We start from the raw sequence: 16,070 nt of genomic DNA on the forward strand, positions 1-16,070 counted from the left end.
GCTGCGGGACTAGCTCCGCAGGGCTGCGCGGGCGTCGACGAAGGCGTCCACAGCGCGGTTCACGTCCTCGGTGGAGTGGGCCGCCGAGAGCTGGACGCGGATGCGGGCCTGGCCCTGCGGAACGACGGGGTACGAGAAGCCGATCACGTAGACCCCGCGCTCCAGGAGCAGCTCCGCCATCCGGCCCGCCTCGGACGCGTCGCCGATCATGACGGGCGCGATGGCGTGGTCGCCGGGGAGGATGTCGAAGCCCTCCGCGGCCATCCGGGTACGGAACAGTTCGGTGTTGGCGCGCAGCCGGTCGCGCAGGTCACCGGCCGACTCCAGCAGGTCGAGGACCTTGAGGGAGGCGGCGGCGATGACCGGGGCGAGGGTGTTCGAGAACAGGTACGGGCGCGAGCGCTGGCGCAGCAGGGCGACGATCTCGGCGCGGGCGGCGACGTATCCGCCGGAGGCGCCGCCGAGGGCCTTGCCGAGGGTGCCGGTGATGATGTCGACGCGGTCCATGACGCCGTGCAGCTCGGGCGTGCCGCGGCCGCCGGGGCCGACGAAGCCGACGGCGTGCGAGTCGTCGACCATGACCATGGCGTCGTAGCGCTCGGCGAGGTCGCAGATCTCCTCGAGCGGGGCGACGTAGCCGTCCATGGAGAACACTCCGTCGGTGACGACGAGCTTGCGGCGGGCGCCGCCCTCCGTGGCCTCCTTGAGCTGCTGCTCCAGGTCGGCCATGTCACGGTTGGCGTACCGGAAGCGGCGGGCCTTGGAGAGGCGGATGCCGTCGATGATGGAGGCGTGGTTGAGGGCGTCGGAGATGACGGCGTCCTCGGGGCCGAGGAGCGTCTCGAAGACGCCGCCGTTGGCGTCGAAGCAGGAGGAGTAGAGGATCGTGTCCTCCTGGCCGAGGAACGAGGACAGTCGCGCCTCCAGCTCCTTGTGTACCTCCTGCGTGCCGCAGATGAAGCGCACGGACGCCATGCCGTAGCCCCAGCGGTCGAGCGCCTCGTGAGCGGAGGCGATCACCTCGGGGTGGTCGGCGAGGCCGAGGTAGTTGTTGGCGCAGAAGTTGAGGACCTCACCTGGCCGGCCCCCGGCGGTGACGGCGACGGTGGCGGACTGGGGCGTGCCGATGACGCGCTCGGGCTTGTGCAGTCCGGCGGCGCGGATCTCGTCGAGGGTGGTGCGGAGGTCGTCGCGTACAGAATCGAACATGTTCAGGCTCCAGTGGTCCAGTCGAGGATGATCTTGCCGCCCTTGCCCGACGCGGCGTCGTCGAAGGCGGCCTCGAAGTCGGTGTACGCGTAGCGGCCGGTGATCACCGGGGCGAGGTCGAGCCCGCCCTCCAGGAGCACGGACATGGCGTACCAGGTCTCGAACATCTCGCGGCCGTAGATGCCCTTGATGGTGATCATGGAGGTGACGATCTTCGCCCAGTCGACGGAGAAGTCCTCGCTGGGCAGGCCCAGCATGGCGATCTTGCCACCGTTGGTCATGTTCGCGACCATGTCGCGCATGGCGCGCGGGTTGCCGGACATCTCGAGGCCGACGTCGAAGCCCTCCTTGAGGCCCAGCGTGCGCTGGCCGTCGGCGATGGTCTGCTCGGCGACGTTCAGGGCGAGCGAGACGCCCGTCTTGCGGGCGAGGGCGAGGCGCTCCTCGCTGACGTCGGTGATGACGACGTTGCGCGCGCCGGCGTGCTTGGCGACCGCTGCCGCCATGATGCCGATCGGGCCCGCGCCGGTGACGAGGACGTCCTCGCCGACCAGCGGGAACGACAGCGCGGTGTGCACGGCGTTGCCGAAGGGGTCGAAGATCGCGGCGACGTCGAGGTCGACCGGGACGCGGTGGACCCACACGTTGGACGCCGGCAGGGCGACGTACTCGGCGAACGCGCCGTCGCGGCCCACACCGAGGCCGACGGTGGCGCGGCAGAGGTGGCGGCGGCCGGCCAGGCAGTTGCGGCACTTGCCGCAGACGAGGTGGCCCTCGCCGCTGACCAGGTCGCCGACCACGATGTCCGCGACGTCACGACCGATCTCGACGACCTCGCCCACGAACTCGTGGCCGAGGGTCAGCGGCGTGGCGATGGTCTTCTGTGCCCAGCCGTCCCAGGAGCGGATGTGGAGGTCCGTACCGCAGATTCCGGTGCGCTTGACCTTGATCAGTACCTCTCCGCTGCCGATCTCCGGCTCCGGTACGTCCGTGAGCCAGAGTCCCGGCTCCGCCTTCTGCTTGACCAGCGCCTTCAATGCCTTGGCTCCCGACGTGCGTGTCCTGTGACCTACGGGGTTCGGGCACGGGTTCGCGCCCAAGATCCTCGAAGAGAATCTTCCGTATGTCCTGCATCGGGGTCCATCGAGGTTTTCTTAAGCGCGGCCACAGGTGAGCTTCACGCCACAGGCGGGGACGGCCCGGGCGACCCCTCTCATCGTCCCAGCACCGCCATCGCCGCGTTGTGGCCGGGGATGCCGCTGACTCCGCCGCCCCTGACGGCACCCGCGCCGCAGAGCAGGACGTTGGCGTGCGCGGTCTCGACGCCCCAGCGGCCGGTGCCTTCCTCCCCGTAGGGGAAGGAGAGGTCCCGGTGGAAGATGTGGCCGCCGGGCAGCCGCAGATCGCGTTCGAGGTCGAGCGGGGTCTTCGCCTCGATGCAGGGTCGGCCCTCCGCGTCGACGGCGAGGCAGTCGGCGAGCGGCTCGTCGAGTACGGCGTCGAGTTCGGCGAGTGTCGCCTTGAGGAGCGTGGAGCGCGCGGTGTCGTTGTCGGCGGCGAACAGCCGGGCGGGGGTGTGCAGACCGAAGAGCGTGAGGGTCTGGTAGCCGCGCTCGGCGAGCTCCGGGCCGAGGATGCTCGGATCGGTCAGCGAGTGGCAGTAGATCTCGGAGGGCGGCGCGCTCGGCAGCCGGCCGGCGGCGGCTTCGGCGTACGCCGTGGCCAACTGCCCGTACCCCTCGGCGATGTGGAAGGTGCCCGCGAAGGCCTCGCGCGGGTCGACGGACCGGTCCCGGAGCTTCGGGAGCCGGGTGAGGAGCATGTTGACCTTGAGCTGGGCCCCTTCGGCGGGCGGTGGCGGAGTGTCGCCGAGCAGGGCGGCGAGCGCCTGCGGGGAGGCGTTCACCAGTGCGTGGTCCGCCGCGACCACGCCTTCGCCCTCCGCCGTGCGGTAGGTGATCTCGGCGCGGGTGCCGTCGGTCTCGATCCGGGTGACCTCGTGCCCGGTGCGGATCTCCGCGCCCGCCGCGCGGGCGGCCGCCGCGAGGGCGTCGGTGAGTGCTCCCATGCCGCCGACGGGGACGTCCCAGTCGCCCGTGCCGCCGCCGATGACGTGGTAGAGGAAGCAGCGGTTCTGGAGCAGCGAGGGGTCGTGGGCGTCGGCGAAGGTGCCGATGAGCGCGTCGGTGAGGACGACACCGCGGACGAGGTCGTCGGTGAAGTTCTCCTCGACACCGACGCCGATGGGCTGCTCGAAGAGCATCCGCCAGGCGGTCTCGTCGGCCACCCGGGCGCGCAGCTCCTCGCGGGTCGGCAGCGGCTCCGTGAGCGTGGGGAAGACGCGCTCGGCGACCTGCCCCGTACGGCCGTAGAACGCCTGCCACGCCTCGTACTCCCGGTCGGAGCCGGTGAGCGCGGCGAAGGAGGCGCGGGTGCGGTCGGGGCCACCGCCGACGAGCAGTCCGCTGTCGCCCTTCGGGGTGTACGAGGAAATGGACCGCTTGCGCACGGCGAACTTCAGCCCCAGCTCACGCACGATCTTCGGCGGCAGGAGCGAGACAAGGTACGAGTACCGGGAGAGCCGGGCGTCGACCCCGTCGAAGGGCCGCGTGGAGACGGCCGCGCCACCGGTGGAGCCGAGGCGTTCCAGGACGAGGACGGTGCGTCCGGCGCGGGCCAGGTAGGCGGCGGCGACCAGTCCGTTGTGGCCACCGCCGACGATGACGGCGTCGTACGAGCGCTGTGGGGTCATGCCTCTTGCTAACACGCGAAGATCGCCCGCGGAACCCCGCGTCTAGGACGTGTTCCGCTCTCCGTCCGTCCGGCGGAGTGCGGCGACGCGCCGGTAGAGGTCGACGGCCTCCGCGTGGCGGCCGAGCTGTTCCAGACAGTGGGCCTCGTCATGGCGGCTGGCCAGGGTGTCGGCGTGGTCGGCACCGAGAACGCGCTCACGGGCGTCGGCGACCTGGCGGTAGACCGAGAGAGCGGCGGTCCAGTCGGCCAGCCAGCCGAGACCGACGGCGATCTCGCGGCGGCTGACGAGCGTGTCGGGATGATCTGCGCCGAGAACCCGCTCGCGGATCGCGCACACCTCCCGGGCCTCCTCGACGGCCTCCTCCCAGCGGGAGAGCCGGCCGAGGTTGACGCCGAGGCCGTGGCGGGCGCGCAGCGTCTCGGGGTCGTCGGGGCCGTGCACACGGGTGCGCGCGTCCACCAGGTCGCGGTAGAGCTCCAGGGCCTCGGCGCTCCGGCCGAGCCGGCCCAGACTGATACCCACCTCGTAGCGGGCCGCGAGGGTGTCGGGGTGGTCGGGACCGAGCACGGAACCACGCGCGGAGGCGACGTCCCGGTACGTCGCGAGCGCCTCCGGCCACCGCTCCAACTGCCCGAGGGTGTACGCCACTTCGTAGCGGGTCACCAGCGTGTCGGGGTGCTCGTCACCGAGCAGCCGGGTGCGCGCCTCGGCCACCTCCCGGGCCATCCGGTACGACTCGTCCAGGCGCCCGAGCCGTCCCAGGTTGAACGCCAGGTTGTGGCGGCAGCGCAGGGTGTCGGGGTGGTCCGGTCCCATGGTGCGCTCGCGCGAGGCGAGCACCGCCGCGTACACCTGGTGCGCCTCGAAATGCCGCCCGAGGCGCCCGAGCACGTACGCCGTCTCCTGGCGGGCGGCCAGGGTGTCGGCGTGGTCGGGCCCGAGGACGCGCTCGCGGGCCTCGGCGACCCGGGCGAAGGCGCGCAGGGCGTCGGCGGGGCGGGAGAGCCGGCTGAGCGTGAAGCCGAGCTCGTACCGGCTGGTGAGGGTCTCCGGGTGGTCGGGTCCGAGGACCCGCTCGCGGTCCTCGGCGACGGACCGGTGCACGTCCTCCGCCTCCTCCCAGCGGCCGAGCCGGCCGAGACTGAGCCCGGCCCTGTGCCGGCTGGCGAGTACGGCGAGCAGTTCGGGGGACGGGGTGGACCTCGGGACGACGCCCCGTGCGGGCGATTCGGGGGACGGGGCGGGCCCCGGGACGCCCCGGTCCGGCGCGGGAAGGGCGCGGGAGTCGGTCGTCCACTCCCCCGTGAGCCCGGCGGCCGGGTCGAAGGGCACGGTCCGCAGCGCGCGGGAGGCGCCCGTGGCCCGGTGGCCGTGGGTCATCCGGCCGGCCCAGGAGGGGAGCCGGGGCGCGGCCGCCTCATGCACCCGTACCTCCGCGGGGATCCGCTGCGGTCCTGTCCGTGCCGAGACGATCCGACGACGCAGGTCGGTCGCGTCAGTGGGCCGCCCCTCCGGCGTCTTGGCGAGGAGATCGAGAACGATCCGGTCCAGGTAGTCGGGGAGTTCGGCGCGGTGCGTGCGCAACGGCTCGGGTGGGGTGTCTCGATGGCCGACGAGGACGGCCCAGGCGTCGTCGAGGTCGAAGGGCGGGGCGCCGGTGGCGATCTCGTACAGGACGCATCCCAGCGAGTACAGATCGCTGCGATGGTCGACCTCACCGCCGCTGATCTGCTCGGGCGACATGTAGTGCGGGGTGCCCATGGCGATGCCGGTGCCGGTGAGGCGGGAGGTGAAACCGATGTCGGCGCCCAGTCGCGCTATCCCGAAGTCGCAGATCTTCACGGCGCCGTCGCCGAGCCGCATGATGTTGGCCGGCTTGAGGTCGCGGTGCACGATCCCCTGCCGGTGGGTGTAGGCGAGGGCGTCGGCGACCTGCTCGGCGATGTCGACGACGTCCGGCACCGGCAGCGGGTGCTGCTTGTTCTCCTCCAGGAGTTGGCTGAGGTTGTGGCCCTCCAGGAGCTCCATGACGAGGAAGAGGACACCGTCGGACTCGCCGAAGTCGTGGACGACGGTGACGCCGCGGTGCTGGAGCGAGGCGGCGACGCGTGCCTCGCGGCGGAAGCGTTCGCGCAGCACCGTCACGAAGTTCGCGTCCTGCTGCGGTCCCAGCGGCTTGAGACACTTGACCGCGACGCGCCGCCCGAGCGACTCGTCGGTGGCACGCCACACCTCGCCCATGCCCCCGCGTCCGATCACGTCGTGCAGCCGGTACCGGCCCTGGATCAGCCTGGTTTCCGCCATCGCGTGCTGTCGCCCCCGTCGATTCGCTGCGCCCTCCCCGGCTCGTCCAGTATGGCCGTCTGGCTGCGGAGTTTGTACGGGGCGGGGCGCGTGGCGGGGCCCAGACGGGCCATCGCGTTCAAGATGTGACCTGGCGGCAGCCGCCAGCGCAGCCGGGCGGGGATGCAGCGCAGCAGATTGGCCGCCACGGTGAGCTGATACGTGACGGTGTCGGGCGGCGGTGCGGGCCGTCCGTACAGCGCGTGGGCGTAGGGAGGCAGCGCGTCGTAGGCGAGTGCGGCCACGCGCCGCCAGATGATCTCGCGCGCCGGACGCAGGGCGGGTTTGACCGGGGGGCGGCGCAGGAACGCGTCGACGGTCCGCGCGTCCTCACCGGCGACGAGCCGCGGCCGTACGGCGTCGAAGTAGCCGGCGAGCTCATCGGCCGTGGCGGGAACCTCGCGCGGGTCGAGCCCGACGAGCCGGGCGGACGTGCGGTGTTCGTCGATGTAGCGGTCGGCCTGCGCGTCGGTGAGCGGGATGCCGGAGCGGCGGACGACGGAGAGGTACGAGTCGACCTCGGCGCAGTGCACCCAGAGCAGGAGTTCGGGGTCGTCGACGCCGAGCAGCCGGTGGATCTTCCGCACGCGGGCGCCTGCCGCCTCGGCGGCGTCGGTGGTGCCGTAGCTGATCGTTCCGACGAAGTTCGCCGTGCGCAGGAGCCTGCCCCAGGCGTCCTTCCTGAAGTCGCTGTTGATCATCACGCCGCGCACGGCGACAGGGTGCAGTGCCTGCAGATAGAGGGCACGGACGCCGGCGATCCACATCACCGGGTCGCCGTGCAGCTGCCAGGTGACGGAATCGGGACCGAAGAGCCCGGGGTCGGCGTCCTGCCTCATGCGCTTCAGGCTACGCGGAGGCCGGCCCCGGGGCACCGGCTCAGCGCCAGATCGTCTGGACCGAGTCGAACTGGACCCAGGTGATGGGGTTTCCGGCGTTGGCGCCGTAGACGCTCACGGATCCGGCGGTGTTGACCTCGAAGCGGCAGGCGTTGATGCCCTGGCTGTTGTTGCGGGGCGTCGCGGCACGCACGTACCAGGTGGGCTTGAGGCCGGCCGGCATGGTGGCGACCTTGGCGTCGGCGGCCAGGTTGCAGGTGATCGCGCCACGTGCCTGGAGGAACGTGGTGTCGGCGATGGTGATGAGGCGGACCTGCGGGGTGGCGCCGGCCTGGGCGGTGACGCCGGGCTCCAGGACGAGGTCGGTCCAGGCATCGGCCACGATGCCGGCCGCTGCGGCCGGGGTGGCGGCGATCAGGTTGCCGGCGGCCGCGGCGGCGGGCACGGCGAGGGCGGCGCCGAGAATGCTGCGGCGGTTGGGGGTCTTGGGCATGGCGGATCGGCTCCTTGGCCAGAAGAGTTGAACGAGGGGAGGAACGAGGGAGGTCAGCGCCAGACGGCGCTGAAGCTGTCCAGCTGCGCCCAGGTGATGACGTTGGTGGTGCGGCCGCCGTAGAGCCGCAGCTCGCGGTCGGTGTCCGCCTCGACGCGGGCGACGCAGTAGCCTCCGGCGTTGTTCCGCGCCACGTTCGCGCGGATCGGCATGCTCGGGGTGAGCGCGTCGGGCAGGGTGCCGATGACGGCGTCGCCGTCGAAGCTGCCCTTGACCCCGCCGCTGAGCTGCAGTGTGGTCGTACCGGCGATGCTGATGAGCCGCCCCTTGGGGGCGTTCTGGTCGGCGGTGACTCCGGCGGCGAGCGTGATCGGCTGCCAGTCGGTGAGCACCTTGACGCCGTCGGTCTCGGGCGCTGCGGAGAGCGACATGATCGTACAGGTGCGCGGGCCGGGATCGCAGGCGTAGCCGAAGTGGAGGTGCGGAACGCCGTTGCGTACGGAGACGGTGATGCCCTCGGGCTCGCGGTGATCCAGACCGGGGCCGGCGGTGATGTGTTGCCGGTCCAGCATGGTGCCGGTGGCCCACTCGAACGCGGTGAGGTAGTTGTCACCCGGCCACGCGACCTTGTTCAGCCCCCAGCCCTGCCAGGTGTAGAGGACGCCGCTGTGGGAGGCGAACCCCTGGAAGGTTCCCGCCGGAAGCGCCGGGGTGAGCCGCTGGATCGGCTCCCAGTCACCTGCTGCCGCCTTGGCCAGGTCGTACCGCTCGTAGTGCGTGCCGCCGTTGAGGGAGAAGCGCAGGACGAGCTCGTTGGCGCTGCGGTCGATGGTGGGGGTGATGAAGCGGGCGGCCGGGTCGGGAGTGTAGGGCGGCGTGTGCAGTGAGGAGCCGTGGTCGAGGACCGTGCCGGTGCGGAACTCGAAGCTGGTCACAGCCTTTCCGAAGCCCTCGGGCGGATTCGCCGAGTTCGGGGTGGAGTCCGTCTCGGTCCACAGCCAGATGGCCCCGTTACGGTTCTCCACACCGAGGTTCACTCCATGTCCGAAGCCACGCAGGTACATGTACCCGGTGATCGAGCCGGACGGGGAGAGCCGGGTGAGGCACAGGTCTCCCCGTTCGGACCGTGTGGCCCCGTTGATCGCCGAGGGCTCGCCGGGGAGCTGAAGTGCGCCCTCCATGAGTTGCAGCGCGAAGATGTCACCGGACACGGGTTCTATGCCGAACGACTGCATGACCGTGGCGTTCTTGAGCGGGCGCCGGTGGAGCAGCTTGCCCACCGGTCCCGCGATGTCTATCTGTCCTGCGACGCTGACGCTCAACGTGTGCCGCTCCTTGTCGTGACCGAGATCGGATCGGCGTCAGTGTGCCAAAGCCCCGCGGCCGGCTGTACGTCGGCCGCAGGTTTCCACGACCGGGGTCACGCCCGGGCGTCGTCGCGCTGTTCGGGATCGTCGGTCCAGGTGAGGGACCGGATGCGCCAGTCCCCTGATGCGTCGGCGGCGAGCTCGAAGTGCTGGCGCCCCCATCCGGCGAAGGGCTTGCCATCGCGGATGCCGCTCTTGTGGTAGAGCGAGGACCGCAGTGCGCGTCCCGCGCCGACGACGGTGGAGAAGCTGACCTCGAACTCCTCGAAGTCGGTCAACTCGGTTCCGTTCAGGTAGGCCTGACGGGGCACCAGGAACTCGTCGACGTTCATCCGGGTCACCTGCCCGTCCTGCGCCGCGTACTCGATCACCGCCTCGGGCGCGAGAACGGCCTTGGCCGCGTCCAGGCTGACCGGCTCGCCGGCGCGGCGGGTGAACGCGGCGAGGAAGACGGAGACCGCCGTGTCGACGGCCCGTTCGTCCGTGGAACGAGGCGGGGTCCTGCGCCACTCGTGGGCGAGGACCGCGAACACCGAGTCGCTGCACCAGGCGTTCTTGAAGAAGGTGCTGTCGCGGAGGACGGATTCGTGGCGCATGCCGATGCGGCGCATCAGGGCGGCGGACCCCTGATTGTGGATGTCGCAGATCCCGATCACACGGTGCCAGCCGAAGGATTCGAAGGCGATGTCGAGCGCGGCCGCGACGGCCTCGGAGGGGATGCCGGTGCGGTGCACGTCCGGGTGGAAGGCGAAGCCCACCTGGCCGGTCTCCGGTTCGTCGGGCTCACGCCGGAGCAGCACCTCACCCACGAGCCGGCCGTCCTCGTTCTCCACGGCCAGGTTGAGCCAATCGCCGGGGTTGGCGAGCGCCTCCCCCGCCATGACGCGCTCGATCATCTCGGCGGTCGCCTCGCGGGTGTGCGGCTCGTGCGGCAGGTAGAGCGCGACCTCGGGCAACGAGCGGTGGGCGTGGATGGCTTCGAGGTCGTCCTTGCGCACGGGTCGCAGCCTCAGCCGCTTCGTCCGGACCGGGTACTCCGGATGCGTCGGGGCGCCGGTACCTGCCGGCCCGGTCGGATCGGTCGGATCGGTCAGGTCGGTCGGGTCGGTCGGGTCGGTCGGGCCGGACATCGAGTCTCCGTTCGCGCGATGGACCCGCACAGTGTGCCGTGCCGCAGCACGCCGAAGCGACCAAGTTCTGTCGGCCCCGACGCAGACGAGCAGCGGTCACCGCTGCATGGCCTCGGCCCGTACGCCCGCCGTTCGCGCCACGGTGGGCCACTCCTTCGGCGGCCCTCGGCGCGCGCGGAACCCGCTGCGGCTCCCATGCTGGTCCGGGGGAGATGACCGCTGTCCGAGGCCGCCGTCGAACCCCGGCTCCCTGGGACCTGGCCGCGGAAGACCGGAGCACTGATGAGGCTTGTCGTCGATCTCAACAGATGCCAGGGATACGCGCAGTGCGCCTTCCTCGCGCCCGAGGTGTTCACGATGCACGGTGACGAGTCCCTCGTGTACGACCCGCATGCCGAGGACGAGCACCGGGAGAAGGTGGCGCGCGCGGTCGCGGCCTGCCCCGTGCAGGCCATCATGGCGGAGGGCCTGGGCGAAGCCGACCACGCCCCCGGGCAGCCCGGGGGGTCCGCTCGCTCCGCTCAGGCCGTTCAGTCCGGGCAGGAGCCGTCCGATGTCCGTTGAGGATTTTCACGAGTGGCTGAGACGCGAGGGCCGGATCGTGATCGTGGGGGCGTCGCTGGCGGGGCTGCGGGCGGCGGAGACCCTGCGAGCCGAAGGCTTCGCCGGTTCGCTCACACTGATCGGAGACGAGCCGTACGAGCCGTACGACCGGCCCCCGCTGTCCAAGGCGGTCCTGCTGCGCAAGGCCTCGCCGGTCCACACCGAGCTGCCCCGGCGCCGGGAGATCGACGCCACCTGGCGGCTCGGCGTCGCCGCGAGCGGTCTCGACGTGGCGGCCAAGCGGGTGCTCCTGGCGGACGGGGACGCGGTGCAGTACGACCGGCTGCTGATCGCGACCGGCGTGCGCGCCCGGCCCTGGCCGGTCGAGGCGGAAGCTCAGCTGGACGGGGTCTTCGCGCTGCGGACCCGTGACGACGCGGTGCGACTGCACGGGCGGATGGAGGCCTCACCCCGTCGGGTCCTGGTCATCGGCGCCGGGTTCACCGGTTCCGAGATCGCCTCGGCCTGCCGGGACCGAGGCATCGAGGTCACCGTGACGGAGCGCGCCGACGCTCCGCTCGTGGGCGCGCTCGGCGGCGTGATCGGCACGGTCGCGGCGGAGATGCACCGCGAGAGCGGCGTGGATCTGCGTACGGGCGTCACGGTCACCGCGCTGGAGGGCGACGCGGCGGGCCGGGTCCGGTCGGCCCAACTCTCCGACGGCAGCGTCGTCGAGGCGGATGTCGTGGTCGTCTCCCTCGGAGCGATCCGTAACACCGAGTGGCTGGCAGGCTCCGGGCTCGGCGCCGGCCCCCGCGGTATCGCCTGCGACGCGGGCTGCCGGGCCTTCGACATCCGGGGCATCGTCACTGACGACATCTACGCCGCCGGTGACGTCGCCCGTTCCCCGAACGCCCTGTTCAACTACCAGTTCCTGTCCTTGGAGCACTGGGGCAACGCCGTGGCACAGGCGGAGATCGCCGCGCACAACATGATCAGCGTCAGCGCGGAGCGCCGCCCCCACATGGGGGTGCCCGCCTTCTGGTCCTCCCAGTTCGGGGTGAACATCAAGTCGGTCGGCGTGCCCTCGATGGGCGACGAGATCATGATCACGCAGGGCTCTCCGGACGAGCGGCGCTTCATCGGGGTGTACGGCCATCAGGGCCGCGTCATCGCGGCCGTCAGCTTCGACAACTCGCGGTGGCTGGACTTCTATCGGCGGCTGATCGAGACGGGCGCGCCTTTCCCCCTGGACTTCCCGACGGTGGACCGGCGGCCCGAGGGCCGCAAGCCGGTCCCGGCCGAGTTCCCCGACCCGTCCCTGCCGACCCACGGCCCGACGGTGACCCTGAGCGGCTACTCGCCGACCGACCAGCAATTGGTCTTCACCCCGGCCCATCGCTGACCGACGCCCCTGCCGCCCCCTCCACCCCCACGGGCCCCGCAGAAGGACACCCCATGACGCATGCCACCCCGCTCCTGCGCCAGATCACCGACTACGCCAATCGCCCGAACCCCTACCCCCTCTACGAGAAGCTCCGCGAGACCCCGGTGCTGCAGGAGGAGGAGGGCGGACCCTTTGTCGTCAGTTCCTACTACGACATCCTCCAGCTGCTCCACGACCCACGGATCAGCTCGGACGCCGCCAACCTCGCCGCGCCGAGCGCCGACGACATGGGCGGTGCGGAGCAGACGGGGCTGCCGCCGAGCTTCATCCGGCTCGACCCGCCCGAGCACGACCGACTGCGACGGATCGCCAACCGCCCCTTCGGGCCGCCACACAGCCCCGACCGGATCGACTCCATGCGCGACGAACTGGCCGAGATCGTGTCCGGGCTGGTCGACGGCCTCGGGGACGCCGGAGAGATCGACCTGGTCGACCAGTTCGCCTACCCGTTTCCCGTGACCGTGATCTGCCGGCTGCTCGGGGTGCCGCGCGAGGACGAGCCGCGATTCCGTTCCTGGGTCGACCCGATCGTGGCAGCTCTGGATCCGGACGCGGGGGGTGACAACACGGAGCGACGGCAGGAGGCGCAGGAGGCACGGCTGCAACTGGGCATGTATCTGGCCGGGTTGGTCGAGCAGCGCAGCAAGGAGCCTCGCGAGGACATGCTGTCCGAGCTGGTGACGAGCCGGGGCGGCGACGGTCCCATGACGACGATGGAGGTGCTCAGCACCGCGGTCCTCCTGCTGATCGCGGGCCACGAGACGACGGTCAACCTCATCACCAACGGCATGCTCACGCTGCTCCGCCACCCGGACGTCCTCGACAGGCTGCGCGACGACCCGGGGCTTGCCGTCAACATCGTGGAGGAGCTGCTGCGTTACGAGCCGCCGGTGCAACTTGTGCCCCAGCGCACCTGTATCGCGGACATCGAGCTGCGCGGGGTCACGATTCCGAAGGGTTCGACGATCTGGCTCGTGCTCGCCTCGGGAAACAGGGACCCGGAGCGCTTCTCGGAGCCCGACCGCTTCGACCCGGACCGCAAGGACATCCAGCACCTCGGCCTGGGCAGCGGCATCCACTCCTGTTTCGGCGCTCCGTTGGCCCGGCTGGAGGCCCAGCTCGCGCTGTCCACGCTCGCCCGTCGCCTCGACAACCCACGACTGCTGGAGGACCCACCGCCGTACCGACACAACGCGGTGCTGCGCGGCCCGCGCCATCTGCGCATCGGGATCGACGGAGTACGTCCCTGAACCGGCACCCCTCAGCTCCGGCTCGGCGGGCGCTGATCGCGCCATCGGAGGATCGGACCTGACGGCCTCGCCGCATGCTGTAGGTGGGTCTTCGCAGTTGAGCGGTACGAAGTCGTCTGCAGGCGAAGGGTGGTGACGCAGCGCATGCGGACGCACTGGTTGCCGTCGAATAACAGTAGTCTTCGGCCATGGCCCTGCGACCTGACGAGTTCTACGCCCACGCACGTACCGCTACGGATGGTGAGCGACGGCTCCCAGTGGCCCGTATGACGGGGTGGGACATCAGTCCGTTCGAGCCGGACGGCCTGCGCGTCGCGCCGCTGCGCCCGCCGGTGCTGCCCGAACCTGCGCGACACGGCGAGGACCCGTCGGACTGCGACGCGTGCCGCAGCCGGGACGAAGGCATCTGGCTCAACGACCGTTGGCGGCTCACCCGGATTACAGGAGTCGGCGTGCCGTTGGTGCTGATGCTGCATCCACGCGATCACTTCGACCTGGCGGACCTGCCCGACGAACTGGCAGCCGAGTTGGGGGTGCTCACCACTCACATCTCCCGCCATGTGCAAGCACTGCCGCACATCGCGCGGGCCCATGTGTATCGCATCGGAGACGGTGGCGCCCATCTGCACATCTGGTTCTTCGCCCGCCCCGAGGGGCAAGCCCAACTGTACGGTTCGTGGATGGTCATCTGGGACGACCTGCTGCCGGAGTACCCCGCGGACGTGGCCGACGCGGACGCGGCGATTGTGGTGGACGCGTTGGTCGCCTCCTACGGAGGCAGTCGGTCGGCCGTCGGTGACCTGCCGCACGTCTGATCCACCGGAGCACGATCCTGAGGGACTTCGAAGTGCGAGCTGTCGGCTTCACGCCACCGCGGACCACACTCCCGTGACGGCCGAGACGCTGCGCATGCCGTACCCCCGGGCTTGGCCGGGCGCGAGGACGCGCTGAGCTCGGGACGAAGAGGAGCAGGCTCTCAGTCGGGCAGACCCCAGAAAGAGCCGTGCAAGCCGACCTCGGCGAAGTAGGCGGCGGCGGAGGCGGGCTCGCGGCGGGTGTATCCCGGGTCCAGGCGTCCGGTGTACCAGTCACTGGCGAAGCGCCACAGGGTGGCCAGATCCATGACGTAGCCGCGCTCCTGGCCGGTTTTGCGCAGCCAGGTGTCGACGCAGTCGGTGGAGCAGAACAGGCGCTGGTTGCCGCAGGTGTGTACGACATCGTCCCAGGCCCGGCTCATGGGAGTGAGGAAATGGGCCACCTGGTCGCCCTTCGGGGGTGCTTCTCGGCCGACCACCCAGGCGTGCGGGGTGTCGCACGCCGGACAGCGGGTGGCGACCAGGACATCGGGCTCGTCCCGGAGCAGGTGGGGCAGGGCGAACGAGTCCCAGGCGCAGCCGCCCCACCACAGGGTGTGGGCCCCCATGACCGAGAAGCCGAGAGGTACGGAGGCGAAGGGATGGGCCATCACGACGTGGTCGTTGTCCCGCGGGTCCAGGACCAGATCACGACTGCCGTGGAGGGTGCGCAGTTCCTGGCGCACCTGGTCGGGCGTGATCCCGGTGAGTGCGCCGAGTTCCGGCACACTCGGGGCCCGTCCGGTGCGCGCGAACCCGTGGTAGACGGCCAGGCGGACCGTCTCCGTCTCGTCGAGGTTCATCGGCGCTGTCGAGACGTTCTCGGGCATTCCTGTGGTTCCTCCGCTGGTTGAGGCGACGAGTCCAGCGTGCGCCTTCGGCGGGCCGGCACTCAGCCGCCATGCCGCGACGCCGTCGGCGCCGGCTGCGCCTACCAGGCCCACCTCACCCGATGGCCCACCCGGCGTCATCCCCGCCGCCTACCACACGGCGTGAAGCACTCCCCCGTACGCAGGACCACGCATACGGCACCGGCTCTGGCAGTAGCGCTGGTCACAAGGTACGGCCAAGGGGTCACATGTCCAGATGCTGTCGAACGAGTACATCGAGTCGACGCCATGCCGGGGACGATGCGTTGACGGTCCCCTGGATGAGGGCGGGGATGTCGGAGTCCGCGTCCACATGTGGCGGGTCCTCGGCACCGTAGCGATCATGGGTCGCCGCGACGATGCGGTGGGCGAGGTCGTCGATGCGGGGATCGTGGGGGTCCAGGTCGTGCGCGCGGTCGTAAGCGAGGAAGAGTTGGCGTAGCCGCGGGTCGGCGAGGCTCTCGGCCTGGTCGTGGAAGAGCGCGCTCGCCTGGTCCGGGTGGGTGGCGATGACCAGAATCCACAGGTCGCGCTGCAGGTCCACCCAGCGCGGGCTGAACCCCCACCCGGCCAAGCGTTCCAGATGGGCGGCGACCTCGTCGGGCACCGGTACCGCCTGCCCGGTGGCGAGCCCGCGCAGGCGGTGCTGTGTTGCCTGCAGGTCGCGGATACGGGCGGTGAGCTCGTCGTCGATCTCGTGGAGCGCCTGCTCGAACTCCTCCGCGTTCGCCGATCTCAGCTCACGGATGCGGGCCAGCGGGACGCCCGCCTCGGCCAGCGTCCGGATCTTGATCAGGTCGATGACGTCGCTCGCGCTGTACCGCCGGTAGCCGGAAGCGTCGCGGTCGGGTTCGGTCAGCAGACCCTTCTCGTGGTACACGCGGACGGTCTTGACCGACACACCGACGTACCTGGCCAGCTGCCCGATGGTGATCACTCGGCCATCGTCCCACTTGACCCTGCCCCTGGGG

Annotated in this window: 14 protein-coding genes; 4 read left to right on the top strand and 10 right to left on the bottom strand. The window is 70.9% G+C overall.

Annotated features, from left to right (window positions below):
• Window positions 1-9: 9 nt before the first annotated feature.
• The 8 genes from ACFC0D_RS01500 to ACFC0D_RS01535 form a co-directional block, all read right to left on the bottom strand.
• Complete coding sequence (locus tag ACFC0D_RS01500; protein ID WP_376430421.1) at window positions 10-1,209, bottom strand: glycine C-acetyltransferase; 1,200 nt, start codon at window positions 1,207-1,209, stop codon at window positions 10-12.
• 2 nt (window positions 1,210-1,211) lie between these two features.
• Window positions 1,212-2,246 (bottom strand): L-threonine 3-dehydrogenase, encoded by a 1,035-nt coding sequence (gene tdh / locus ACFC0D_RS01505; protein WP_376430422.1) that lies wholly within the window; start codon window positions 2,244-2,246, stop codon window positions 1,212-1,214.
• Window positions 2,247-2,422: 176 nt separating this feature from the next.
• Complete coding sequence (locus tag ACFC0D_RS01510) at window positions 2,423-3,961, bottom strand: phytoene desaturase family protein (RefSeq protein WP_376430423.1); 1,539 nt, start codon at window positions 3,959-3,961, stop codon at window positions 2,423-2,425.
• 42 nt (window positions 3,962-4,003) lie between these two features.
• Window positions 4,004-6,268, bottom strand: coding sequence for a tetratricopeptide repeat protein (locus ACFC0D_RS01515; RefSeq protein WP_376430424.1), 2,265 nt, complete (start codon window positions 6,266-6,268; stop codon window positions 4,004-4,006).
• Window positions 6,250-7,146 (bottom strand): oxygenase MpaB family protein, encoded by an 897-nt coding sequence (locus ACFC0D_RS01520; protein ID WP_376430425.1) that lies wholly within the window; start codon window positions 7,144-7,146, stop codon window positions 6,250-6,252. Before ACFC0D_RS01520 ends, ACFC0D_RS01515 begins: the two co-directional genes overlap by 19 nt.
• A 40-nt stretch (window positions 7,147-7,186) precedes the next feature.
• Complete coding sequence (locus ACFC0D_RS01525) at window positions 7,187-7,639, bottom strand: hypothetical protein (protein ID WP_376430426.1); 453 nt, start codon at window positions 7,637-7,639, stop codon at window positions 7,187-7,189.
• 53 nt (window positions 7,640-7,692) lie between these two features.
• Window positions 7,693-8,961 carry a hypothetical protein gene (locus ACFC0D_RS01530; protein ID WP_376430427.1) on the bottom strand — a complete coding sequence of 423 codons (1,269 nt, stop codon included), beginning with the start codon at window positions 8,959-8,961 and terminating at the stop codon, window positions 7,693-7,695.
• A gap of 98 nt (window positions 8,962-9,059) precedes the next feature.
• Entirely contained in the window at window positions 9,060-10,136 is a 1,077-nt protein-coding gene (locus ACFC0D_RS01535; RefSeq protein ID WP_376430428.1) for a GNAT family N-acetyltransferase, read from the bottom strand.
• Between the two features lie 282 nt (window positions 10,137-10,418).
• On the opposite strand from ACFC0D_RS01535, the gene ACFC0D_RS01540 reads away from it, so the two are divergent.
• The 4 genes from ACFC0D_RS01540 to ACFC0D_RS01555 all read left to right on the top strand — a co-directional run bounded on the left by ACFC0D_RS01540 (window position 10,419) and on the right by ACFC0D_RS01555 (window position 14,191).
• Window positions 10,419-10,700: a ferredoxin gene (locus ACFC0D_RS01540; protein WP_376430429.1), complete on the top strand. Its 282-nt coding sequence runs from the start codon at window positions 10,419-10,421 to the stop codon at window positions 10,698-10,700.
• The gene (locus tag ACFC0D_RS01545) at window positions 10,690-12,084 is read left to right on the top strand and encodes an NAD(P)/FAD-dependent oxidoreductase (protein ID WP_376430430.1); all 1,395 of its coding nucleotides are present in this window, start codon (window positions 10,690-10,692) and stop codon (window positions 12,082-12,084) included. Before ACFC0D_RS01540 ends, ACFC0D_RS01545 begins: the two co-directional genes overlap by 11 nt.
• Window positions 12,085-12,137: 53 nt before the next feature.
• Entirely contained in the window at window positions 12,138-13,376 is a 1,239-nt protein-coding gene (locus ACFC0D_RS01550) for a cytochrome P450 (RefSeq protein ID WP_376430431.1), read from the top strand.
• Between the two features lie 188 nt (window positions 13,377-13,564).
• The gene (locus tag ACFC0D_RS01555) at window positions 13,565-14,191 is read left to right on the top strand and encodes a hypothetical protein (RefSeq protein ID WP_376430432.1); all 627 of its coding nucleotides are present in this window, start codon (window positions 13,565-13,567) and stop codon (window positions 14,189-14,191) included.
• A 161-nt stretch (window positions 14,192-14,352) separates the two neighbouring features.
• On the opposite strand, the gene merB is transcribed toward ACFC0D_RS01555, so the two are convergent.
• Both merB and ACFC0D_RS01565 read right to left on the bottom strand, forming a co-directional pair.
• Entirely contained in the window at window positions 14,353-15,060 is a 708-nt protein-coding gene (gene merB, locus ACFC0D_RS01560; RefSeq protein WP_376430433.1) for an organomercurial lyase, read from the bottom strand.
• Between the two features lie 244 nt (window positions 15,061-15,304).
• Window positions 15,305-16,036 (bottom strand): MerR family transcriptional regulator, encoded by a 732-nt coding sequence (locus ACFC0D_RS01565; RefSeq protein WP_376430434.1) that lies wholly within the window; start codon window positions 16,034-16,036, stop codon window positions 15,305-15,307.
• Window positions 16,037-16,070 lie beyond the last annotated feature (34 nt).

The sequence above is a fragment of the Streptomyces sp. NPDC056222 genome (assembly GCF_042264065.1).
In the GTDB taxonomy this organism is placed as follows: Bacteria; Actinomycetota; Actinomycetes; order Streptomycetales; family Streptomycetaceae; genus Streptomyces.